This window comes from Streptomyces sp. NPDC005791 (assembly GCF_042871485.1).
Lineage (GTDB): Bacteria > Actinomycetota > Actinomycetes > Streptomycetales > Streptomycetaceae > Streptomyces.
In genome coordinates this window covers 329,702-349,695 of record NZ_JBIAIP010000007.1, presented here as the reverse complement: position 1 = coordinate 349,695, position 19,994 = coordinate 329,702, and the positions used below count along the sequence as shown (strand labels likewise).

Annotated in this window: 22 protein-coding genes; 9 read left to right on the top strand and 13 right to left on the bottom strand. The window is 70.7% G+C overall.

Annotated features, from left to right (window positions below; all coding sequences use genetic code 11):
- Positions 1–47: 47 nt before the first annotated feature.
- The 3 genes from ACFYSH_RS16945 to ACFYSH_RS16935 form a co-directional block, all read right to left on the bottom strand.
- On the bottom strand, positions 48–1,397 hold the full coding sequence (locus tag ACFYSH_RS16945) for a DUF2637 domain-containing protein (protein WP_388753257.1): 1,350 nt from the start codon (positions 1,395–1,397) through the stop codon (positions 48–50).
- Positions 1,398–1,587: 190 nt separating this feature from the next.
- Positions 1,588–2,424: a DUF3558 domain-containing protein gene (locus ACFYSH_RS16940; protein ID WP_359470334.1), complete on the bottom strand. Its 837-nt coding sequence runs from the start codon at positions 2,422–2,424 to the stop codon at positions 1,588–1,590.
- A 171-nt stretch (positions 2,425–2,595) separates the two neighbouring features.
- The gene (locus ACFYSH_RS16935; protein WP_359470332.1) at positions 2,596–3,426 is read right to left on the bottom strand and encodes a DUF3558 domain-containing protein; all 831 of its coding nucleotides are present in this window, start codon (positions 3,424–3,426) and stop codon (positions 2,596–2,598) included.
- Positions 3,427–3,598: 172 nt separating this feature from the next.
- Between ACFYSH_RS16935 and ACFYSH_RS16930 the strand changes: the two genes are divergently transcribed.
- On the top strand, positions 3,599–4,792 hold the full coding sequence (locus ACFYSH_RS16930; protein ID WP_359470329.1) for an RtcB family protein: 1,194 nt from the start codon (positions 3,599–3,601) through the stop codon (positions 4,790–4,792).
- Positions 4,793–4,845: 53 nt separating this feature from the next.
- Here ACFYSH_RS16930 and ACFYSH_RS16925 read toward each other — a convergent pair whose 3' ends face one another.
- From ACFYSH_RS16925 to ACFYSH_RS16905, 5 genes are all read right to left on the bottom strand, one after another.
- Positions 4,846–5,730, bottom strand: coding sequence for a hypothetical protein (locus ACFYSH_RS16925; RefSeq protein WP_359470327.1), 885 nt, complete (start codon positions 5,728–5,730; stop codon positions 4,846–4,848).
- A 172-nt stretch (positions 5,731–5,902) separates the two neighbouring features.
- On the bottom strand, positions 5,903–6,661 hold the full coding sequence (locus ACFYSH_RS16920; RefSeq protein WP_359470324.1) for an SDR family NAD(P)-dependent oxidoreductase: 759 nt from the start codon (positions 6,659–6,661) through the stop codon (positions 5,903–5,905).
- 108 nt (positions 6,662–6,769) lie between these two features.
- Complete coding sequence (locus ACFYSH_RS16915) at positions 6,770–7,105, bottom strand: YnfA family protein (protein ID WP_103760135.1); 336 nt, start codon at positions 7,103–7,105, stop codon at positions 6,770–6,772.
- 120 nt (positions 7,106–7,225) lie between these two features.
- Positions 7,226–7,975 carry a Mut7-C RNAse domain-containing protein gene (locus tag ACFYSH_RS16910; protein WP_359470320.1) on the bottom strand — a complete coding sequence of 250 codons (750 nt, stop codon included), beginning with the start codon at positions 7,973–7,975 and terminating at the stop codon, positions 7,226–7,228.
- Between the two features lie 95 nt (positions 7,976–8,070).
- Positions 8,071–8,889 (bottom strand): DUF6597 domain-containing transcriptional factor, encoded by an 819-nt coding sequence (locus ACFYSH_RS16905; protein ID WP_388753251.1) that lies wholly within the window; start codon positions 8,887–8,889, stop codon positions 8,071–8,073.
- A gap of 74 nt (positions 8,890–8,963) precedes the next feature.
- Between ACFYSH_RS16905 and ACFYSH_RS16900 the strand changes: the two genes are divergently transcribed.
- On the top strand, positions 8,964–9,536 hold the full coding sequence (locus ACFYSH_RS16900; RefSeq protein ID WP_359470314.1) for a TIGR03086 family metal-binding protein: 573 nt from the start codon (positions 8,964–8,966) through the stop codon (positions 9,534–9,536).
- On the opposite strand, the gene ACFYSH_RS16895 is transcribed toward ACFYSH_RS16900, so the two are convergent.
- Positions 9,469–9,771, bottom strand: a complete 303-nt coding sequence (locus ACFYSH_RS16895) for a hypothetical protein (RefSeq protein ID WP_359470311.1) — start codon at positions 9,769–9,771, stop codon at positions 9,469–9,471. The genes ACFYSH_RS16900 and ACFYSH_RS16895 overlap by 68 nt on opposite strands.
- Positions 9,772–10,099: 328 nt before the next feature.
- Between ACFYSH_RS16895 and ACFYSH_RS16890 the strand changes: the two genes are divergently transcribed.
- Together ACFYSH_RS16890 and ACFYSH_RS16885 are read left to right on the top strand one after the other, a co-directional pair.
- Positions 10,100–11,776 (top strand): SpoIIE family protein phosphatase, encoded by a 1,677-nt coding sequence (locus tag ACFYSH_RS16890; protein WP_359470309.1) that lies wholly within the window; start codon positions 10,100–10,102, stop codon positions 11,774–11,776.
- Complete coding sequence (locus tag ACFYSH_RS16885) at positions 11,773–12,930, top strand: B12-binding domain-containing protein (RefSeq protein WP_388753247.1); 1,158 nt, start codon at positions 11,773–11,775, stop codon at positions 12,928–12,930. The genes ACFYSH_RS16890 and ACFYSH_RS16885 overlap by 4 nt, the downstream gene beginning before the upstream one ends.
- Here the strand turns inward: ACFYSH_RS16885 and ACFYSH_RS16880 are convergent.
- The 4 genes from ACFYSH_RS16880 to ACFYSH_RS16865 all read right to left on the bottom strand — a co-directional run bounded on the left by ACFYSH_RS16880 (position 12,882) and on the right by ACFYSH_RS16865 (position 14,792).
- Positions 12,882–13,253 carry an STAS domain-containing protein gene (locus ACFYSH_RS16880; protein ID WP_359470305.1) on the bottom strand — a complete coding sequence of 124 codons (372 nt, stop codon included), beginning with the start codon at positions 13,251–13,253 and terminating at the stop codon, positions 12,882–12,884. The two genes, ACFYSH_RS16885 and ACFYSH_RS16880, sit on opposite strands and share 49 nt — an antisense overlap.
- 65 nt (positions 13,254–13,318) lie before the next feature.
- A complete protein-coding gene (locus ACFYSH_RS16875) occupies positions 13,319–13,831 on the bottom strand; it encodes an ATP-binding protein (RefSeq protein ID WP_359470303.1) in 513 nt (170 codons plus the stop codon).
- Between the two features lie 91 nt (positions 13,832–13,922).
- A complete protein-coding gene (locus ACFYSH_RS16870) occupies positions 13,923–14,162 on the bottom strand; it encodes a hypothetical protein (protein ID WP_388753244.1) in 240 nt (79 codons plus the stop codon).
- Between the two features lie 33 nt (positions 14,163–14,195).
- Entirely contained in the window at positions 14,196–14,792 is a 597-nt protein-coding gene (locus ACFYSH_RS16865) for a hypothetical protein (protein WP_388753242.1), read from the bottom strand.
- Between the two features lie 292 nt (positions 14,793–15,084).
- Between ACFYSH_RS16865 and hemL the strand changes: the two genes are divergently transcribed.
- The 5 genes from hemL to ACFYSH_RS16840 all read left to right on the top strand — a co-directional run bounded on the left by hemL (position 15,085) and on the right by ACFYSH_RS16840 (position 19,994).
- Entirely contained in the window at positions 15,085–16,392 is a 1,308-nt protein-coding gene (hemL, locus tag ACFYSH_RS16860; protein WP_359470298.1) for a glutamate-1-semialdehyde 2,1-aminomutase, read from the top strand.
- Positions 16,389–17,078, top strand: coding sequence for a histidine phosphatase family protein (locus ACFYSH_RS16855; protein WP_388753239.1), 690 nt, complete (start codon positions 16,389–16,391; stop codon positions 17,076–17,078). Before hemL ends, ACFYSH_RS16855 begins: the two co-directional genes overlap by 4 nt.
- A 219-nt stretch (positions 17,079–17,297) precedes the next feature.
- Positions 17,298–18,554 (top strand): hypothetical protein, encoded by a 1,257-nt coding sequence (locus ACFYSH_RS16850; protein WP_388753236.1) that lies wholly within the window; start codon positions 17,298–17,300, stop codon positions 18,552–18,554.
- Positions 18,555–18,621: 67 nt separating this feature from the next.
- Positions 18,622–19,224 (top strand): TlpA family protein disulfide reductase, encoded by a 603-nt coding sequence (locus tag ACFYSH_RS16845; RefSeq protein WP_388753233.1) that lies wholly within the window; start codon positions 18,622–18,624, stop codon positions 19,222–19,224.
- A 5-nt stretch (positions 19,225–19,229) separates the two neighbouring features.
- Positions 19,230–19,994 carry a cytochrome c biogenesis CcdA family protein gene (locus tag ACFYSH_RS16840; protein WP_388753230.1) on the top strand — a complete coding sequence of 255 codons (765 nt, stop codon included), beginning with the start codon at positions 19,230–19,232 and terminating at the stop codon, positions 19,992–19,994.

The following is a 19,994-nucleotide window of genomic DNA, read 5'->3' as shown; positions in this document are numbered from 1 at the left end:
GGCGGGCCGCTGAGCGGCCCGCCCGTTTCCGCTGTCCGCTTCGGCGTCTACGCGATGTGGTCCGCGGCCATCTCGTTGTCGAAGCGCTGCTTGAAGCCGGGCAGCAGCCGTCGGAGGAGGGCGGCGCTGCGCGGGTGGTGGACGTTGTGGACGTCCGACAGGGTGATGTCGAGCGCCTCGGCACTCGGGTGGGTCTGGTGCTGGTGTGTGTACTCGGCGTACGCCTCGTAGGCCAGCGCGCTGAACTGGGCCTCGTCCTCGGCCCACTCGGCGGAGTCGGCTTCCTGAGCCACGTTCTGTTCCGGCTCTCGCTCCCGTGGTTGTCCGGGGCCAGGTCCGGACGAGCGCTGGTGCGGGAACGCGCCGATCGTGCCCACGTCGCCGAGCGGGCGGGTCCGGCCGCCGGGGCCCGAGGGGATCATCACCGGGGCGGGCTCCATGCCCTCGTCGTACCCCGGGTCGTAGTCGCCCTCGTACGCGTCGTCCAGCACCTTGGGGGCCGCGAACCAGGGGCTGTCGTGCGAGCCGGGGTGGTCCTGGGGGTACTGGTGCTGCTGAGCGGACGAGTCGTGCGGGGCGGACTCGTCCTGCTGCCGGGGCGGTTGCCGCTGTGCCTGCTGGTCGTGCTGTTCCAGCGGCTGCGGGACGTACGGGAGTTCAGGGTGCTGCTCGGTCTCCACGGCCGCCACGGCTGCCGGGGCCGGTGGCAGCAGGGCCGGCTCGATGCCCGCGGCGGCGAGGCCGGCCGGGGCGGTCTCGGCGAGCGGGACGCCGTACTTCGCCAGGCGCAGCGGCATCATCGACTCGACGGGCGCCTTGCGGCGCCAGTTGCGGCCGAAGCGGGCCTGGAGGCGGGCCTGGTAGATCAGCCGGTCCTGTTCGAGCTTGATGACCTGCTCGTAACTGCGCAGCTCCCACAGCTTCATCCGGCGCCACAGCTTGAAGGTGGGGACGGGGGAGAGCAGCCAGCGGGTGAGGCGGACGCCCTCCATGTGCTTGTCGGCGGTGATGTCCGCGATCCGGCCCACCGCGTGCCGCGCGGCCTCGACGGCGACGACGAACAGGATGGGGATCACCGCGTGCATGCCGGTGCCCAGCGGGTCGGGCCAGGCGGCGGCGCCGTTGAAGGCGATCGTCGCCGCGGTCAGCAGCCAGGCGGTCTGGCGCAGCAGCGGGAAGGGTATGCGCATCCACGTCAGGAGCAGGTCCAGCGCGAGCAGGACGCAGATGCCCGCGTCGATGCCGATCGGGAAGACGACGGAGAACTCCCCGAAGCCCTTCTCCTCCGCGAGTTCACGCACCGCGGCGTACGACCCCGCGAAACCGATCGCCGCGATGAGCACGGCGCCGGCGACGACGACCCCGATGAGTACGCGGTGTGTGCGTGTCAGCTGCATTGCGGCCACCCGCGATCCCCTCCCGACTTCGACGAACCGGCACCACTTCGGCATCCGGCGCGGGCACAGCCTGGCACACGCCGGGCGGGCGTGTTGCGCGGGGAGGGGCCGAAGCCCGGTACTCGTGGGAGCACCGGGCTTCACCAGGACGCCTCCCGGCCGGTGAGTCCGCGCTCCGGCCGGGGCCGGGTCAGGACGTGGTGCCGGCCTTCGCGGACGACTTGACCGGTGCCTTGGTGGACTTGTCCGACGCCTTGCCCGAGGCATCGTCGGACGCCTTGTCCGTCGCCTTGTCGGACGCCTTCGCGGAGGGGGAGGCCGAGGACGTGTCGGTCCCGACAGCGGCGACGGCTTCCTCGGCGGCCTTCTGGGCGCCCTTGAGGATGTCGGCGGAGGAGGGCTTCTTGGAGCCCGCGAAGCCGGCACCGTTGTAGGTGACGCTCACGACGACGTTCTCCGTGCGGGCCACGACCGTCGCGTACTCGAAGTCCTCCTTCGACTTGGCGAGGCCGTACGTGACGGACGTGGCCTGGTCACCGAGGCCGGCGACGGGCTTGGCCGCGGCCTTCTGGGCGCCCTCGGCCGCCTGCGCCTTGGAGACCTGCTTCGTGTACTCGGCGGTCGCGCGCTTCGCGCCGCTGCCCAGGGACTGGTCCGAGGCGAAGCGGGTGAAACCGACGTCGAGCCAGCGGTACTGCGAGCCCTTCACACCGTTGTCGTCCAGGCCGTTCCAGGAACAGCCGCCGCGGCTCGCGGTGTCGCTGGACTTACCCGGGGTGCCGCCCTTGTTCTTGGTCTTCGGGACCAGGTCCTCGATCGTCTTCTTGCCGATCGACGTACAGGCGTCGGGCAGTGCGTCGTACTTCGCGGGCTCGACGGTCGGCTCGGTCTGCTTCGCGCTCGGGGACGTCGAGGAGTCCGAGGCCTTCTCGTCGCCGGAGTCCGACGAGCAGCCGGCGACGACGAGCATCACCGGAACGGCGGCGCAGGCGAGTATGCGGGACAGTCGCGGGGCTGATCGGTGCATGGTTCCTTCACTCGGACGGCACGGCGGTCTCGGTCGTGCGGGCGGTTGCAGCGGTCGGTCGGGCGTACGTCGGTCGGGGCCACGGTACGACGGACCGCGACCGGGTGCCGCCTTCGGCCAAAGGCCCCGGGGGGTGCCGGGGCCTTTGGCCCGGGCCCCTCGGGAGGCCGGTCAGTCGCTGAGGGTCTCGGCGAGGTTCCGGGCCAGGGCCTGGGCCTTCTCCTGCAGTTCCCTGCTGTCGGGGACCTCGGTGACACGGGCCGGCTGCTCGGTGTACTGGATGGTCACGATGACATTCGATGTGCGGAACACCACGCTCACGGTGCGGTGCTGTGCGGTGGAACCTGCCCGGGTGAGCGCGTCGTCCAGGAACGCGGCGTCACCGAGCTCGTCGAGCAGGCGCGGCCGGAGGTCCTGGTCGGGGTCGACGCCGGTCGTGCTGCCGGACGGGTCGGCGGAGGAGCCGTCCGACGGTGTGGCGGAGGACGTGCCGCTCGGGGAGCCGGACGGTGTGCCGCCGGGTGACGCGGAGGCCGACCCGGTGGCCTTCTCGCTGGGGGTGGCACCGGCCACGGTGGGGAGGGCGGCGGCGTCCTCCCTCGTCGCGTACACCTCCCGTGCGCGGTCGTCGTCACTCACGGCGGGGTCGTACGAGACGACGCGCTCGAAGTCGATGGAAAGGTTCCGGGAGGCGTCCGGGGCGTCCGACTTCCAGCGGCAGCCGACCTTGCGGTCGGTGTCGTAGGTGACGGTGGCCGTGCCCTCGTACACCTTCTCCCGCTGCTCCTCGGGCATGTCGGCGGTGCCCGGCAGCAGGTCCTCGAGAGTGGAACGCGGCACCGCGCGGCAGGATTCGGGCAGTGTCCGGTACTTCCCGGGAGGCGCGGCCGCGACCGTCGGGCTGCCGGGCTTGCTGTCGGCGGCGGGGTCGTCGGCGTCGGAGCCGGCGCTGCAGCCGGCGACGAGCGCCACGAGAAGCGCGACGCCGGGTGCGTACGCCATGTGTCGCACGGTCCCAGGCTCCCTTCGGTACGAAAACAGGTTGCCGCTCGATAGCGGCCGATGGACACAATGTCTATCGCACGCGCCGCTGTGAATGCCGGTCGGCCGACCTTTATGCCCGACCTCGGCACCGGTTTTGCGCTTTCAGTCTTTTCGGGGGAATCGAGGGGTTATGTCGTATGTAGAGATGCCGGGTGCGCAGGTACCGATCCGCATGTGGGCGGATCCCGCGTCGGTCGAGGACGTCGCGATGCGGCAGCTGCGGAACGTGTCCACGCTGCCTTGGATCAAGGGCCTCGCCGTCATGCCGGACGTCCACTTCGGCAAGGGTGCGACCGTCGGCTCGGTGATCGCGATGCACGGTGCGGTCTGTCCGGCCGCGGTGGGCGTGGACATCGGCTGCGGGATGTCGGCAGTGAGGACGTCGCTCACGGCCAACGACCTGCCGGGTGACCTCTCGCGGCTCCGGTCGAAGATCGAGCAGGCGATTCCGGTGGGCCGGGGGATGCACGACGACGCGGTCGACCCGGGGAAGCTCCACGGCTTCCCGGCCGGCGGCTGGGACGACTTCTGGTCGCGGTTCGACGGCATCGCCGATGCGGTCAAATTCCGGCAGGAACGTGCCACGAAGCAGATGGGAACGCTTGGATCGGGAAATCACATGATCGAATTCTGTCTCGATGAGGCAGGGGTGGTCTGGTTGATGCTCCATTCCGGATCCCGGAACATCGGCAAGGAGCTGGCCGAACATCACATCGGGATCGCTCAGGGGCTGGCACACAACCAGGGACTGGTCGATCGAGACCTGGCGGTCTTCATCTCGGACACTCCGCAGATGGCCGAGTACCGGAACGACCTGTACTGGGCCCAGGAGTACGCCAAGTACAACCGAGCGATCATGATGGCGCTCTTCAAGGGCGTGGTCCGCAAGGAGTTCAAGAAGTCGAAGCCGGTCTTCGAGCGCGAGATCTCCTGCCACCACAACTACGTCGCGGAGGAGCGGTACGGGGGCATGGACCTGCTGGTCACCCGAAAGGGCGCGATCCGGGCAGGGACCGGCGAGTTCGGGATCATCCCGGGTTCCATGGGAACGAGTTCCTACATCGTGAAGGGCCTCGGCAACGAGAAGGCGTTCAACTCGGCCTCCCACGGCGCCGGTCGGAGGATGAGCCGCAACGCGGCCAAGCGCCGTTTCACGACGCGCGACCTGGAGGAGCAGACCCGGGGCGTGGAGTGCCGCAAGGACTCCGGCGTCCTGGATGAGATCCCGGCGGCGTACAAGCCGATCGAGCAGGTCATGGAGCAGCAGCGGGATCTGGTGGAGGTCGTCGCGAAAATCAAGCAGATCGTGTGCGTGAAGGGCTGAGACGGGCAGGAGGACACGGAATTCAGAGGCCTTCTGCCCGTCTCATCCAGGGCCTACCGGCCGGGCGGAGCATGCGGTGGCATCTCTACCTGCCCGGTTTTCAACCGCCAAAGACGTACCGAGCAACTCGCCTCGCTCCGGCCCAGTTCGGTGGCTGAGGCGGCGGCGTCGCCGAGATCCAGCAGAATGCGGTCCTCCCATGGCTTCCAGTGGCGACTTGGTGGCCGTACGCGCATTGCTGCGGGACGCTCCCAGGAGCACACGGTTTCGGCCGCCGCCTGCTTGCGTGCAAGGGAGAGGCACCCCGGATAATAGAGATGCCCGGCGAGATCGACAGCAGCTTCTTTCGTGTACAGGACGTTGTAGATCTTGTCCCGCGCATTAGGTTTGATCTCCCGGCGGGCGCCCGTGACCTCCTTGGCGTACCGGCACAAGTAGGCTCCCACGGCTGCGCTGGCCGTTGTCAGTGAGATGAACGGCAGATCCTGGCTCGTGCGGCCGACGGAACCATCGGCGTCGATGATGCCGCGCAAGTAGTCGCGGCGGGAGAACTCCACTCGGGGTGGTGTGATCCGCTTAGATTTCCGCCCGTACGGAAGCCCCAGCCCGTTGATCCTGTTCCTGGCTTCCAGGGCGCAGAGGGTCCAGGTGGCCGAGTGGTGTCTTTCCGAAAAGTTCGTGGACCGGACGCGCTCGGTGATGCTGCTGTTGTACGGGGTCAGACGCTGGAACTCGTGGAGGATCGCGATGTCCCGCACGCTGATCTCGACGGTTAGCCGCCCCTTCCGGCCTGTTCCCGCAGCAAGATGGCCGTCGGCCTGCAGGAAGCCGAACATATAGGCATAACGCGGATCTTCGAGGTCCATGAACGATCTACCGACCGACAGGATCCCGTCGACGTCGAAAAGGCCGGGGGCGCTAGGGTCGTGTTCAGCCACGGGGAAGCCCTACTTCCTTGGTGGTGAGGCCCCCGGGCAGGACTGCAATCCGGACCGGGGGCCGTTCTGTGTGCTGTTGTGAAAGACCATAGGCAGGGCTGCCCACGCCGTGGTGCGTGACGGGTCGCGATCACCCGTACGAGTGTCGAGAGCCCATGTGTGTACGCCGTCCTCAGAGGGTGCGGTGGACCTTGGAGTTCGAGGCCTGGGCGCGGGGGCGGACCACCAGGAGGTCGATGTTGACGTGGCTGGGGCGGGTGACGGCCCAGGTGATCGTGTCGGCCACGTCGTCGGCGGTGAGCGGGGCGTCGACGCCCGCGTAGACCTTGGCGGCCTTCTCGGTGTCTCCGCGGAAACGGGTGGTGGCGAACTCCTCGGTCCTGACCATGCCGGGGGCGACCTCGATCACCCGGACCGGCGTGCCGACGATCTCCAGCCGGAGGGTCTCCGCCAGCACGTGTTCGCCGTGCTTGGCCGCGACGTAACCGCCGCCGCCCTCGTAGGTGGAGTGGCCGGCCGTCGAGGAGAGGATCACGATCGTGCCGTCCCCGCTCGCGGTGAGCGCGGGGAGCAGGGCCTGGGTGACGTTGAGCGTGCCGATGACGTTGGTCTCGTACATCTGGCGCCAGTCGGCCGGGTCGCCCGTGGCGACGGGGTCGGCGCCCAGCGCGCCGCCGGCGTTGTTGACCAGGACGGCGAGGGACCGGAACGCGGTGGCGAACTCGTCGACCGCCGCGCGGTCGGTGACGTCCAGGGCGTAGGCAGTCGCCTGGTGGCCCGCTCCGGTGAGCTCGGCGGCCAGCGCCTCGATGCGGTCCTTGCGGCGTGCCGTGAGCACCACGCGGTATCCGGCGGCGGCCAGCTGCCTGGCGGTCGCGGCGCCGATGCCGCTGCTCGCACCGGTGATGACGGCGATGGGGGTGGCGGCCATGCGAACTCCTCGGACAGCTGATCGGTACGGGGCCAGGATAGGCGGGCCCGCAGGGCGGGCAGGGTGCTCAGGGCTCTCGAAGTGCCCCGGGCTCGCAGGGCGGATGGTTCAGTGGTCGCGGGGGGCGTACATGATCAACGCCATGCCGGCCAGGCAGATCAGCGCGCCGGTCACGTCCCAGCGGTCCGGCCGGTAGCCGTCGGCGACCATGCCCCAGGCGATCGAGCCGGCGACGAACACCCCGCCGTACGCCGCGAGGATGCGGCCGAAGTCACCGTCCGGCTGGAGGGTGGCCACGAAGCCGTACGCGCCCAGGGCGATGACGCCCGCCCCGATCCAGATCCAGCCGCGGTGCTCGCGCACCCCCTGCCAGACGAGCCAGGCGCCCCCGATCTCGAAGAGCGCGGCAACGACGAAGAGGGCGACGGAACGGGCGACGAGCATGGGGCCAGGGTGGCACGGGTGTGGTGCGACGACATCCACGGGGTGCCGGCCCTTCCACGTGCGACGCTCACGTCTTCGGAGTGCGGGCGTCTTCCGAGGACGGACCGGCCGGGCCGCCTCTCAGACCGTGGGTGCCTGGCTCCCCGTACCGCCGAATTCGCGTACGGCGTCCGTCACGACGGCTTCCAGCCGGGCGTGGTGGGCGCCCCGCCAGTACACCCGGCCGCAGGCGGTGCACTGGGCGAACACGTCGTAGGCCGCCTGCGTGCCCTGCTCCAGGTGGGAGCGTACGGAGTCCTTGTCCGCCTCCGCGAGTTCCCCGTTGCAGGCGGTGCAGCGGGTCCACGGCGCGAGCACGGGGGCGAAGCGGCCCAGGACGTCACGGAGCTGTTCCTCGGGCCGGTCGCTGTAGACGTACGCCCCCGCCCAGATCTCCCTGCGCCTGAGCAGTCCACGGTCGCGCGAGAGCATGACGCGTCGTTGCTCCGCCGAGAGGGCGGCGAGCGCCGGGTCGCCGATGTCCTCGCTCTCGTACGCGGCGTCCACGCCCAGGAGCCGCAGCCTCCGGGCGAGCGTGCCCAGGTGGACGTCGAGCAGGAAACGCAGCGGTGCGCCCGGGACCTGCTGGGGGCGTCGCACCGCCCGCACCTCGACCAGCTCGCCCGCGCCGGGGATGTGCGACACGGGCACGGGGCGGCCGTCGACGAGGAGCTGTCCGGCCTCGGTGAGCGGGACGCCGAGGGACTCCACGACGTGTCCGAGGGTCGAGGAGCCGTCCGTCGTGACGGCGGTGCGTCCCCGGCGGCGGTCGTGGGCGACGAAGAGCCGCAGTTCGGGGGCTACTTCGAGGGTGATCTCGGGTCCGTTCACCTGGTCAGGATGCCATCGCGCGGGACGCGGCAGCGAGAGGTTTCCCGCTGCGGCGGTCAGGGGCCTTCGAGGTCCGGCCGGCGGCGGCCGGTTGTTCACCGCTGGGCGAAGGCCGTCGGGGGCACACCGACCGTGGCCGTGAAGTCCCGGACCAGGTGCGCCTGGTCGCTGTAGCCGAGATCGGCGGCGAGTGCCGCCCAGTCCGGCTCCGGGTCCGTCCCGGCGCGCTGCAACGCCTCGTGGATGCGGTGGCGGAGGATGACCCACTTGGGCCCGACCCCCACGTACGTGGAGAACAGCCGCTGCAGCGAGCGCACGGACAGGCCGCCCGCGCGGGCGAGGTCGTCGACCCGCAGCAGTGAGCGGTCCGTGCGTACCAGCTCGGCGAGGCGCGTCGCGAGCTCCGCCTGCGGATCCGGCGGGGGGAGGAGACGCAGCAGACAGGAGTCCAGGGCCGCGACCCGGGCGTCCTCGTCGGCAGGGCCGAGCACCGCGGGCGCCTGCGGTGCCCCCGCGCCCAGCGCCTCGTCGGCCGGGAGCCGGCGGTCGGTCCATGCCGACACGGGCCGGTGCGGGGCGAACGGACGGAAGGCGCCGGGCCGGAACTTCACGCCGCACACCCGCCCCCTGCCCTCCAGACGCCGGCTGAACAGTCCCCGCACGATGCCGTAGACCTCGGCGAAGCCGTCCCGCTCGGCCTCGCTGCCCGGCTCGGTGCGCTGGAGGACCAGGTGGACGCTCGGGTGCGGCACCACGTGCGAGGTGTACGGCTCGGTGAGGTCCCAGTCGATCAGCCAGTAGTGCTCCAGATGCGGCCTCAGCGGGGGTGCGGGATCGCGGAGACGGAAGTGGACGCGGGTGAACAGCTCGGGGGCGCCGACGATGCCCCGCGTCTCGCGTCCGGGTCCTGCCATGGGCCGGATCCTAAGGGCTGCCCCTGGCGCGTTTCTTCAAGACGGCGCGTCCGGCCGGGTACATCGTCGGAAGCATGAAGACGATCAGTGAACTTCTCGAGAGGGCAGCCGTGCGGGCGGTGCCCGTCGTGCGGGGCCTGGACGACGGCCGGCTGGCCGACGTCACTCCGTGCGGCGAGTACGACGTACGGGCCCTGCTGAACCACCTCTTCCTCGTGATCGACAATTTCCGGGTCCTCGCGGCCAAGGGATCCACCGACTTCAGCCGGACGCAGGACGTCGTCACCGGCGACTGGCGTGGCCGCTTCGAGGACGAGACAGCCCTGCTGGTGAAGGCATGGGGCCGGCCCGGCGCCGAGGAAGGGGAGGCCGGAGGCATGGATATGCCGGCCAGGACGGTCGGGTTCATGGTCCTGGGTGACCTGACCGTGCATGCCTGGGACCTGGCCCGGGCGACGGGCCAGGACTTCGGGCCGGACCCGGTCGTGGTGACGGAGCTGGAGCCGGGGCTGGCCGCGATGGCCCCGCAGGCGCGGCAGATGAAGGTGTTCGGTGAGCCGTTCGCCGTGGCGCCCGGGGCTACGGCCTTCGAGCGGCTGCTCGCCCTGACGGGTCGCGATCCGGGCTGGCGTCCGCCCCGCGGGTGACGGCGGGGGAGCCCTCGGCCGGGGGCGGGGCGGCGTAGAGCCCGCCGAGGGCGGCGTACGCGCCGTCGACGACGGCCTCGGCCAGGTCCAGTGCGTCGCGGGACGCGCGACGGGCCGCCTGGCGGGTGTACGGCGACGGCGGGTGTCGGCGCTGCCGTCGGCATGCGCAGACGGTGTACACCCCGCTCGCCACGACCACGGCCGGGACGGTCAGGGCCAGCAGCAGGTCATCCATGCGGGGCCTCCTCAGGAGTCGTGATCCTGGCATCGGCAGGCCCGGCGGCGCGGCTGAAGATCACTCTTCGGCCAGTGAATGGCCGAACAGCGATCTTCCGCCCACGGCGGCCCACGGCGCCGCGAACCCGGGTGCGACGGCACGCACGACCTGTGCCCCTGCCGTGAAGGTCCGCTGTGGAGACGGTGTGCACGCCGCTCCGTGGGGCGCCTCGGCGCAGGGGGGGTGGGTTGCCATCCGCTCCTCGACTGGGCAATGGTTGCCGGAGGGAAAGTATTTTTCGTCCAGTTGGAAGGTGGTGCGACTCGCCGCAGGCGGGTCCCCCCTCATGGCACATCTGAAGGAATCCATCGCGACAAGAACCCAGCAGAATCCCGAGTCCGAGGCGGACGTGTGGGGCGCGGCCCCGTACGCCGTCATCGTCGTCGACCCGGCCGGAACGGTCGTCGACCTCAACCCGGCCGCCGAGGCGCTGATCGAAGGCGCGGCCCGGGGCGACGCGCTGAAGGAGACGGCGCCGGCCTGGCTGGCACGTGCCCACCAGGAGCAGGCGGACCCCGCCTGTCGTCCGGCCTCCGCGGCACGCCGCGCCCCCTTCCGAGGGTGCATCGGCACGCGGAACTTCGAGGCGCGGCCCGTCCCGAACCGCGACGGCGACGTGGTGTGGTGGCTGGCCGACGACACCGACCGGCGGATCGCCGAGGAGGAACTGGCCGCCGAGCGGGCGCGCACCACCTTCCTGACCGAGGCGTCGAACGTGCTCCTCGCTTCGCTGAACACCGACCGCTGTATGCAGGTCACCGCCCAACTCGCCTCCCGGCACCTTGCCGAGGCCGCCGTCGTCATCGGCCCTGCCACAGGTCGGAAGCTGCCCATGGCGTACGCGGTCGAAGGCCGGACCACCCACCGCCGCACCGTGACGGCGGACCCCGCACAGGTCCCGGGTCTGAGTGAGGCGCTGCAAGGCTTCCCGCCCCTGCCCTCCCGGTGGATCGACCCTGCCTCGCTGCCGGCGTGGCTCATCCCGGAGGACTTCACCGGCTCCGTCGGTTCGGCCGCCGTCACCCCTCTGCCCGGTCACGGGGCCGCGGCAGGCGTCCTCGTCCTGCTGCGCAGCACGGAGTCCGCCGAGTTCAGCGAGAGCGAAGAGGCGCTCGCCCGGCTGTTCGCCGCGCGGGCCGGTGCCGCGCTGTCCGCCGCGCGGCTGTACGCGGAACAGAGCGGCATAACCCGGACCCTGATGCGGGATCTGCTGCCTCCGCAGCTGAACCGTGTGCACGGAGTCGAGTTCGCCGGTGGCTACCAGCCCGCCGCCGCACGGGACCGGGTCGGCGGTGACTTCTACGACGTACACCCCGGCGCCACGCCCGACGACGCGTCGCTGGCGGTCCTCGGCGACGTGTGCGGAAAGGGCCTGGACGCCGCCGTGCTCACCGGCAAGATCCGTAACACGCTCCAGGCGCTGACGCCGATGACCGGCGACCACGAGCGGATGCTGCGGCTGCTCAACGACGCGCTCCTCACCTCGCACCACACCCGCTTCGCGACCCTGGTGCTGGCTTCGGTCCGGCGTGAGGGGAACCGGGTGCGCCTGCGCCTCACGTCGGCGGGCCACCCCGCTCCCCTGGTGATCCGTAACGACGGCCGTGTCGAGGAGATCGACACCCGGGGGACCCTGGTCGGTGCCCTGCGCCACGTCGAGGTCAGCACCGTGGAGACCGACCTCCTTCCCGGCGAGACGTGCCTCCTCTACACCGACGGCGTGACGGAGGCGCGCGGCGGCCCCCTCGGTGACGAACTGTTCGGCGACGAGCGTCTGGTGCGGGCCCTGGAGGAGTGCGTCGGCATGCCGGGCACGGCCGTGGTCGAGCGTGTACAGATGCTCGCGTCCCAGTGGCTGCACGACGGCCGGCACGACGACATGGCGCTCGTCGCGATCACCGCCCCGCTGACCACTCACCTCAGCGCGGTGGACGGCCACACCCGGGGCAGGTACACGGCATGAGCCCACACACGCGTACCACGCCCAGGATGCGTGGCCTCCAGGACCGGTTGTGGGCCGCGGTGACCGACCGGAACGAACGCGCCGCCGCCGCGGTGGTCCTCACCGCACTGGACGACGGGATCGACGCGGAGTCCGTGCTGCTGGACGTCATCGCCCCCGTACAGGCACGGGTCGGCACCGAATGGGCGGCGAACCGCCTCGGCGTGGCGCAGGAGCACGCGGCGAGCGCCATCGCCGAGCGGGTCATCGCCGTGCTCGCCCACCACCCGGCCGTGCGCACCACGCCGGCGCCGGGCCGGGTCACCGTGGCCTGTGTGGACCAGGAATGGCATGTGCTGCCGGCGCGTCTGCTGGCCGAGGTCCTCACGCTGCGCGGATGGCAGGTCGACTTCCTCGGGGCGCAGGTGCCCACGCCGCACCTCATCGGCCACCTGCACAGCAACGGTGCGGACGTGGTCGCGCTGTCCTCCTCGATCCCCACCCGGTTGCCCACCGCGCACGCGGCGATCACCGCCTGCCAGGCCGTGGGAGTACCGGTGCTGGTGGGCGGGGCGGCCTTCGGTACCGACGGACGCCATGCGCACCGGCTGGGCGCCGACGCGTGGGAGCCCGACGCACGTTCCGCCGCGCGCCGGATCGCGGACGGCATCGCGGCGCCGGTGCCGGCCGCCGGGCGGCAGCAGACGGACGATCTGCCGCACCTAGGGGACCAGGAGTACACCCTCGTCGTCCGCAGCAGGCCGCAGCTCGTGCGGGAGGTGCTGGCACAGCTCGAGAGCCGCTTCCCCGCGGCGGCCGCCTACACCGCGCGGCAACGCGAGCACACGGCGCAGGACATCGCCCATGCCGTCGACCACCTGGGCGTGGCCCTCTACATGGACGACGACGGCCTCTTCACCGATTTCCTGGTGTGGACCGCGGGCATCCTCGAAGCCCGGCGCGTCCCGGCCGCCTCCTTGACACCGGTGCTGGACGTCCTGGGCGCGGAGCTCAAGGACTTCCCCCGGGCCACCCGGCTGCTCGACCGGGCGGGCGCCGCCCTGGGCACCTTCCTGGCGACGACCGCAGGCCACGACCCCGGAGTCCCGGATGGCCGCACGCCCGGTCAGGAGGCGATCGGCGGTGCGCCCAGGGCGGCTTCGAGCGTCGGGTAGATCCGGAGCACCCGGTCGACACCCGCGGTCCGCAGGAGCCGCGTCAGAGCGGCGCCCGGTGCGGCGATGCGCAGCTCCGTCCGCTGGTGCGCCTCGATGAGGAGGCTGAGGAACGAGGAGTCCGCGAAGGTGATCGCGGACGCGTCCAGTACGACGACCTCATGCCCGGCCACGGCCTGCCAGAGGGCGACGAAGAGCGGATCGACGTTGTCGGAGTCGAGGTCGCCCCGGGCCCGGACGACCCAGTAGCCGTTGATCTCGCCTTCGGCCGCCACCACGGGCAGGTCGGCCGACGCGAAGTTGTCGAGGTGCTCGCGGACCATGCGGAAATTATGCCAAGCACCCGCGCCCGCCCGGGCGGACGCCCGCCCCCACCGGGCCGGGCCACTCAGAAGAGGGCGACCAGCGCGACGATGCGCTTGCCGCCGGGGAGGCACGTGACGGACACCCGCTTCGCCAGGCGGCGTACCAGGAGCCAGCCGTAGCCGCCGGCCGGGACGTCGGACGGATCGCGTTCCGCGGTGACCGGTGCCCGTGGACTGGCGTCGGCGACGGTGAGGAGGAGGCCGTCGTCGGTGATCTCCGCCCTGAATCCGGTGAGCCCACCACCGTGTCGGATGGCGTTGGTCACCAGCTCCGAGGTGACCAACAGGGCGTCCGCCACCACGACATCGGCGAGGCCCTCTTCGTCGAGCGCGCAGAAGCGTGCTTCCAGGAGCCGGGTGACGGTGTCACGCGCGGCTGCCGCGCTCTGCGGTACGCCGGGCGGGGGGCCCGTGCGTGCCGCTGCCCGCAGGCCCGTCGCGTCGACGGCCTCCGCCCGACAAGGCGGGCCCCCGGCGGCCCCCTGGCCTCCGGTCGGATCGCTGCCGTTCGTCAGCGCCTCTCGCTCCCCGCTCATGTCACCGCGCCTTCCCGGCATGACTCCCGTCACACGCTCGCCGGGGGTCCGAGCGGGTGGAAGGCGGTCCTGAGGCGTCCCTACGCGCTGGTCAGCATGTCGGTGCCGCGGCCGCGGAGCCGAAGGCGCCGAGGGTGCCCGAGACCTCGAAGAGCCTGCGCACGCCCGTCGTCAGCGGCCCCGCCGCCACCAGCCGCACACCGGCCTCGTCGTGCCTCCGCCGGGCGTGCGGCACGGCGTGCGGGCCCGTCGAGTCGGCGCACCTCGGCCGCCGTCCGGGGCCTCCACGGTCACCCGCGGTGCGTCCGCCCTCATGTGCCGTGGCCTCCACGGCGGGAGCGCGGCACGCGCGCCGCCCTCCGTGTCAGGGCCACACCAGGCAGTACGCCTGGTGTCCCGCGTCGTGCAGCCGGTGCGAGAAGTCCTGCCACTCGTGGAGCAGTTGGTAGACGTTGTACGCGTCGCGCGGGCCGCCGCGGTCCGGGACCGTGGACCAGATGAAGGCCGCCGCGCCGACCGATTCCTCGCCCACGTCCCGGAGCGGGTCGACCACCGTCATCGGCAGCTTGACCACCGCGTAGTCGGGGTGGAGCACGACCAGCTCCAGGGGAGGCACCGCGTTCAGGGGTATGCCCTGTATGCCGGTGAGGACCATGGCCGCCACCGTCTCGGGCTTGATCTTGGTGAACATGCCGCCCATGCCCAGCTCGTCGCCGCCCAGCTCCTCGGGGCGCATGGAAATGGGCACACGTGCGGCGGTGGCCCCGTCAGGCGCACCGAAGTACTTGTAGGTCACCCCCACCCGTCCACTGCTCCTGCTCCCCGACCCGTCGACACCCCCGGCCGGCGCGTCACGCACACGCTCGGCCTCGCGTTCCGCCTTGCGCCGGTGCCGCCCTCGCCGGGCAGGCTCGGGCCCCAGGTCGTCGGTCCCTTCGCCCACTCCGCCACCGCGATGCATATCTCATCCACCCGACTACTTCTTAGGAGACACAGCCCCGCCGCGCAACCCGATCATCGTCAGTGACCTCCCCCACGGGCGTGCGGTGAAACACCTGTCCGCAAGACCGCCGATGCCTCTGACACCATGGCATGTGTGAGCCTTCCCTATGACGCCCCAGTTTTGCAGACGCGAGGAGACTGACGCCCTTTCGTTGTACGAGCCTCATACGGGAGAGCGCGCTCCCTGCTCACCGGCGGCCGGGAATTCCGGCCAGGCCCCCCCGAATCCCGAATCGCAGATCAGGACCAAAGTGGCGTATTCATACGAAGCCCCAGTTTCGCAGACGCTTTTCGACCGTGCGTCCCACGTGACGCCCGGCGGCGTGAACTCCCCCGTGCGTGCCTTCCGGGCCGTGGGCGGTACGCCCCGGTTCATGGTGTCCGGTACGGGTCCGTACCTCACCGACGCCGACGGCCGTGAGTATGTCGACCTCGTGTGTTCGTGGGGGCCGATGATCCTCGGCCACGCGCACCCCGACGTCACCGCGGCCGTCCAGGACGCCGTCGCCCGGGGTACCTCCTTCGGTACGCCGGGTGAGGGCGAGGTCGCGCTCGCCGAGGAGATCGTGGCCCGGATCGAGCCCGTGGAGCAGGTGCGGCTGGTGTCGTCCGGCACCGAGGCGACCATGTCCGCGATCCGGCTCGCCCGTGGCTTCACGGGGCGCGCCAAGGTCGTGAAGTTCGCCGGCTGCTACCACGGGCACGTCGACGCGCTGCTGGCCGCCGCCGGCTCCGGGGTGGCCACCTTCGGTCTGCCCGACACGCCCGGCGTGACCGGCGCCCAGGCGGGCGACACGATCGTGCTGCCGTACAACGACCTGGAGGCCGTGCGGGCCGCGTTCGCCGCGCAGCCGGGTGAGATCGCCTGCGTGATCACCGAGGCGTCGCCGGGCAACATGGGCGTCGTGCCGCCGCTGGACGGCTTCAACGCCGGACTGAAGGAGATCTGCGCGGCCAACGGCGCGCTGTACATCTCCGACGAGGTGATGACCGGATTCCGTACGTCGAAGGCCGGCTGGTACGGCATCGACGGGGTGCGGCCCGACCTGATGACCTTCGGCAAGGTCATGGGTGGTGGCTTCCCCGCCGCCGCCTTCGGCGGCCGGGCCGACGTGATGGCCCACCTGGCCCCCGCCGGTCCCGTCTACCAGGCGGGCACCCTTTCCGGGAACCCGGTCGCGACCGCCGCCGGCCTCGCTCAGCTGCGGCTGCTCGACGACGCGGCGTACGCGAAGGTGGACGCGGTCTCCGCGGAGCTGCGCGCACTGGTCGGCGAGGCGTTCACCGAGGCGGGTGTCGCGCACACGGTGTCGGCGGCGAGCAACATGTTCTCCGTGTTCTTCACCGACGAGCCCGTCCGGAACTACGAGGACGCGAAGAAGCAGGAAGCTTTCCGCTTCACCGCGTTCTTCCACTCGATGCTGGAGCAGGGCGTGTATCTGCCGCCGTCCGCCTTCGAGTCCTGGTTCGTCTCCACCGCCCATGACGCGACGGCTCTGGAGCGGATCGCCGCGGCGCTGCCCGCCGCAGCCCGCGCCGCGTCGGAGGCCACGGCATGAGCGGGCGGACGGAGAACGACATCACCGTCGTCCACCTGATGCGCCACGGTGAGGTGCACAACCCGGACGGCGTGCTCTACGGGCGCCGCGCCGGCTACAGCCTGTCCGACCTCGGCCGCCGGATGGCCGACCGGGTCGCCGAGCACCTGGAGAAGCGCGACATCACGTACGTCGTGGCCTCTCCGCTGGAGCGCGCCCAGGAGACGGCCCTGCCGATCGCGCGTTCGCACAGCGTGGACCTGGCCACCGACGGGCGCCTCATCGAGGCCGCCAACGTCTTCGAGGGCAAGACCTTCGGGGTGGGCGACGGCGCGCTGCGCAGGCCCGAGAACTGGAAACACCTCACCAACCCCTTCAAACCGTCCTGGGGTGAGCCGTACATCGAGCAGGTCGTACGGATGATGGGCGCCCTGGACGCGGCGCGCGACGCCGCCCGGGGGCGCGAGGCGGTCTGCGTCAGCCACCAGCTGCCGATCTGGATCGTGCGGAGCTTCGTGGAGCGGCGCAGGCTGTGGCACGACCCGCGCAAGCGGCAGTGCACACTGGCCTCGCTGACGACCTTCACCTACCGGGGCGACGAGATCGTCTCCGTCGGGTACACCGAGCCCGCCCGGGACCTGGTGCCGCCGCACCTGCTCGCGGGCGCGAAGCCGGTCAAGGGCAAGTCCAAGGCGTTCGGGGCGTAACTTCCCCGCACGACCCCGTTCGCCGCTCGTACGCCGCGTGTGCGGGGCGCCTGCAACCCCGCGTGCCCCGCCGTTCCGCAGGTCGCGTGCGGTGTCCGTAAGGGTCCCTGTACGTAACAACTTTTATGATTATCAGCGGAACCGTCGTGTTGTTTTCCTCATCTAAGCCATCGCCAGTTTGTATGGCAATGAGGTAATACGACCGCAGATGGGGACGCTATGCGTGAATTCAACCGGAGGGGCCTGCTCGGGGCCGGACTCGGAGCCGCAGCCGCACTGTCGATGACCGGCTGCGGCTCCTCCGGCCCCTCGGACAGCGGCGGAGCTGATCCCGAGAAGAGCCCCGAGGGCGGTAAAGGGACGCACGGGAACGGCGGAGGCGCTCCCGGAAAGCAGATCAGGCTGATCGGCGACGGATCCACGGCGGACACCGGTAAACAGCCGAAACAGCCCGCCGCCCCCGTCCCGCTCGAACCCGGCCAGACGCCGCCGCAGTTCGTGATCTTTTCCTGGGACGGGGCGGGAGAGGTCGGCAACGGGCTCTTTCCGCGTTTTCTCGAACTGGCCGAGGAACACGACGCGGCGATGACCTTCTTCCTCTCCGGGCTCTATGTGCTCCCCGAGTCGAAGAAGTCCCTCTACCGACCGCCCAACAACCCCCGGGGCGCCTCCGACATCGGCTATCTCACCGACGACCACGTCAAGCAGACCCTGAAGTACGTACGCCAGGCCTGGCTCGACGGGCACGAGATCGGCACCCATTTCAACGGGCACTTCTGCGCCGGTTCCGGATCGGTCGGCGACTGGACGCCCGCGCAATGGCAGAGCGAGATCGACCAGGCCGTCTCGTTCGTCACCGAATGGCGGACGAACACCGGCTGGGACGACCTCGACCCGCTGCCGTTCGACTACCGCAAGGAACTGGTCGGTGGGCGCACCCCCTGCCTGCTCGGCCAGGACAATCTCCTGCCCACCGCGAAGCAGCTGGGCTGGCGCTACGACGCGAGTTCGCCCGGCGGCCGTCAGATGTGGCCCGAGAAGCGCCAAGGCGTCTGGGACCTCCCGCTGCAGGGAATTCCGTTTCCCGGCCACAGCTTCGAAGTCCTCTCCATGGACTACAACATCCTCGCCAACCAGTCGAAGAACTCGACCAACGGAATGCCCTCGCGCTATCCGGGGTGGCGCACCCAGGCCACCGAGGCGTACATCTCCGGATTCGACCGCGCCTACGAGACGAACCGCGCCCCCTTCTCCATCGGCAACCACTTCGAGGAGTGGAACGGCGGCATCTATATGGACGCCGTCGAGGACGCGCTCACCTACATCGCGGGCAAGCCCGATGTGCGCCTCGTCTCCTTCCGGCAGTTCGTCGACTGGCTCGACGTACAGGATCCGGCGGTGCTCGAGAAGCTGCGTACGCTCCAGGTGGGGCAGTCTCCCGAAGGAGGCTGGAACACCTTCTTTAAACAAGCCTGACAAGGGGCTTTACGGGCACCGAGGGGGGTGCCCAAGATCCGTGGAACTGCCATGCGAAACTTTTCACATGAGCTCTGGCCGCGCACCCCGACGCCGCTTCACCCTGCTCGCCGCCACGGCCGTGGCCGGTGTCCTGGTCCTGTCCGCATGCAGCGGCGGCACCAAGGCCGGCGGTGGCGGCAACACGAACTTCGTCACCGGCAGCGGTGGCGTCTCCACCGTCCCCAAGGGCGACCGCACGGACGCGCCGAAGCTCGACGGCCCGACCCTGGACGGCAAGGCGCTCGACGTCACCGACTACCAGGGCAAGGTCGTCGTCCTGAACTTCTGGGGATCCTGGTGCGGCCCCTGCCGCGCCGAGGCCAAGCACTTCCAGAAGGTGTCGCAGGAGACCGCGGACCAGGGCGTCCAGTTCGTCGGGATCAACACCCGGGACCCCCAGAAGTCCCTCGCGGTCAACTTCGAGAAGGACTTCGGAGTCACCTACCCGAGCATCTACGACCCGACCGGAAAGCTCCTCCTGCGCTTCCCGAAGGGCACGCTCAACCCCCAGGCCATCCCGTCGACCGTGGTCATCGACCGGGACGGGAAGCTCGCCGCCCGCACGCTCGCCGCCCTCGACGCGGAGAAGCTGCGGAAGATGATCGACCCGCTGATCGCGGAGAAGTGACTCCGGTGATCGAGACGGCCGCGGTCACCGGCGGAAACGAGACGGTCCTCAACGGGGCCCTCCTGCTGGCGTTGCCCATCGCCCTGCTCGGCGGTCTCGTCTCCTTCTTCTCGCCGTGCGTCCTGCCCCTGGTGCCCGGCTACCTCAGCTACGTCACCGGCGTCAGCGGCACCGACCTGGCCGACAGCCGGCGGGGCAGGACCGTCGCGGGTGCCTCGCTCTTCGTCCTCGGGTTCACGGTCGTCTTCGTGTCGGGCGGCGCCCTCTTCGGCTTCTTCGGCCAGACACTGCAGGAGTACGGCGGGACGCTCTCCAAGGTCCTCGGCGTGCTGATGATCCTCATGGGGATCTTCTTCATGGGCCTCATGCCCTGGATGACGCAGCGCGAGTTCCGCATCCACAAGCGCCCGGTGACCGGACTGGCCGGCGCGCCGCTGCTCGGCGCCCTCTTCGGGATCGGCTGGACCCCGTGCCTCGGCCCGACGCTCGCCTCCGTCAACGCGCTCGCGTTCGACCAGGCGACCGCGGGCCGCGGGGCGATCCTGTCCGTGGCGTACTGCCTCGGGCTCGGTGTCCCCTTCGTCCTGGCGGCCGTCGCCTTCCGCAAGGCGCTCGGCGCGTTCGGCTGGGTCAAGCGCCACTACGTCTGGGTCATGCGGATCGGCGGCGGCATGATGATCGTGACCGGGATACTCCTGCTGACGGGCGCCTGGGACGTGCTCATCCAGGAGATGCAGGTCTGGTCCAACGGCTTCACTGTGGGGATCTGA

Excerpts from the sequence above, each read along its gene's own strand:
- ACFYSH_RS16945 (WP_388753257.1), bottom strand. The coding sequence starts at position 1,397 with ATGCAGCTGACACGCACACACCGCGTACTCATCGGGGTCGTCGTCGCC.
- ACFYSH_RS16940 (WP_359470334.1), bottom strand. The coding sequence starts at position 2,424 with ATGCACCGATCAGCCCCGCGACTGTCCCGCATACTCGCCTGCGCCGCC.
- ACFYSH_RS16935 (WP_359470332.1), bottom strand. The coding sequence starts at position 3,426 with ATGGCGTACGCACCCGGCGTCGCGCTTCTCGTGGCGCTCGTCGCCGGC.
- ACFYSH_RS16930 (WP_359470329.1), top strand. The coding sequence starts at position 3,599 with ATGTCGTATGTAGAGATGCCGGGTGCGCAGGTACCGATCCGCATGTGG.
- ACFYSH_RS16920 (WP_359470324.1), bottom strand. The coding sequence starts at position 6,661 with ATGGCCGCCACCCCCATCGCCGTCATCACCGGTGCGAGCAGCGGCATC.
- ACFYSH_RS16915 (WP_103760135.1), bottom strand. The coding sequence starts at position 7,105 with ATGCTCGTCGCCCGTTCCGTCGCCCTCTTCGTCGTTGCCGCGCTCTTC.
- ACFYSH_RS16905 (WP_388753251.1), bottom strand. The coding sequence starts at position 8,889 with ATGGCAGGACCCGGACGCGAGACGCGGGGCATCGTCGGCGCCCCCGAG.
- ACFYSH_RS16900 (WP_359470314.1), top strand. The coding sequence starts at position 8,964 with ATGAAGACGATCAGTGAACTTCTCGAGAGGGCAGCCGTGCGGGCGGTG.
- ACFYSH_RS16895 (WP_359470311.1), bottom strand. The coding sequence starts at position 9,771 with ATGGATGACCTGCTGCTGGCCCTGACCGTCCCGGCCGTGGTCGTGGCG.
- ACFYSH_RS16890 (WP_359470309.1), top strand. The coding sequence starts at position 10,100 with ATGGCACATCTGAAGGAATCCATCGCGACAAGAACCCAGCAGAATCCC.
- ACFYSH_RS16885 (WP_388753247.1), top strand. The coding sequence starts at position 11,773 with ATGAGCCCACACACGCGTACCACGCCCAGGATGCGTGGCCTCCAGGAC.
- ACFYSH_RS16880 (WP_359470305.1), bottom strand. The coding sequence starts at position 13,253 with ATGGTCCGCGAGCACCTCGACAACTTCGCGTCGGCCGACCTGCCCGTG.
- ACFYSH_RS16875 (WP_359470303.1), bottom strand. The coding sequence starts at position 13,831 with ATGAGCGGGGAGCGAGAGGCGCTGACGAACGGCAGCGATCCGACCGGA.
- ACFYSH_RS16865 (WP_388753242.1), bottom strand. The coding sequence starts at position 14,792 with ATGCATCGCGGTGGCGGAGTGGGCGAAGGGACCGACGACCTGGGGCCC.
- ACFYSH_RS16855 (WP_388753239.1), top strand. The coding sequence starts at position 16,389 with ATGAGCGGGCGGACGGAGAACGACATCACCGTCGTCCACCTGATGCGC.
- ACFYSH_RS16850 (WP_388753236.1), top strand. The coding sequence starts at position 17,298 with ATGCGTGAATTCAACCGGAGGGGCCTGCTCGGGGCCGGACTCGGAGCC.
- ACFYSH_RS16845 (WP_388753233.1), top strand. The coding sequence starts at position 18,622 with ATGAGCTCTGGCCGCGCACCCCGACGCCGCTTCACCCTGCTCGCCGCC.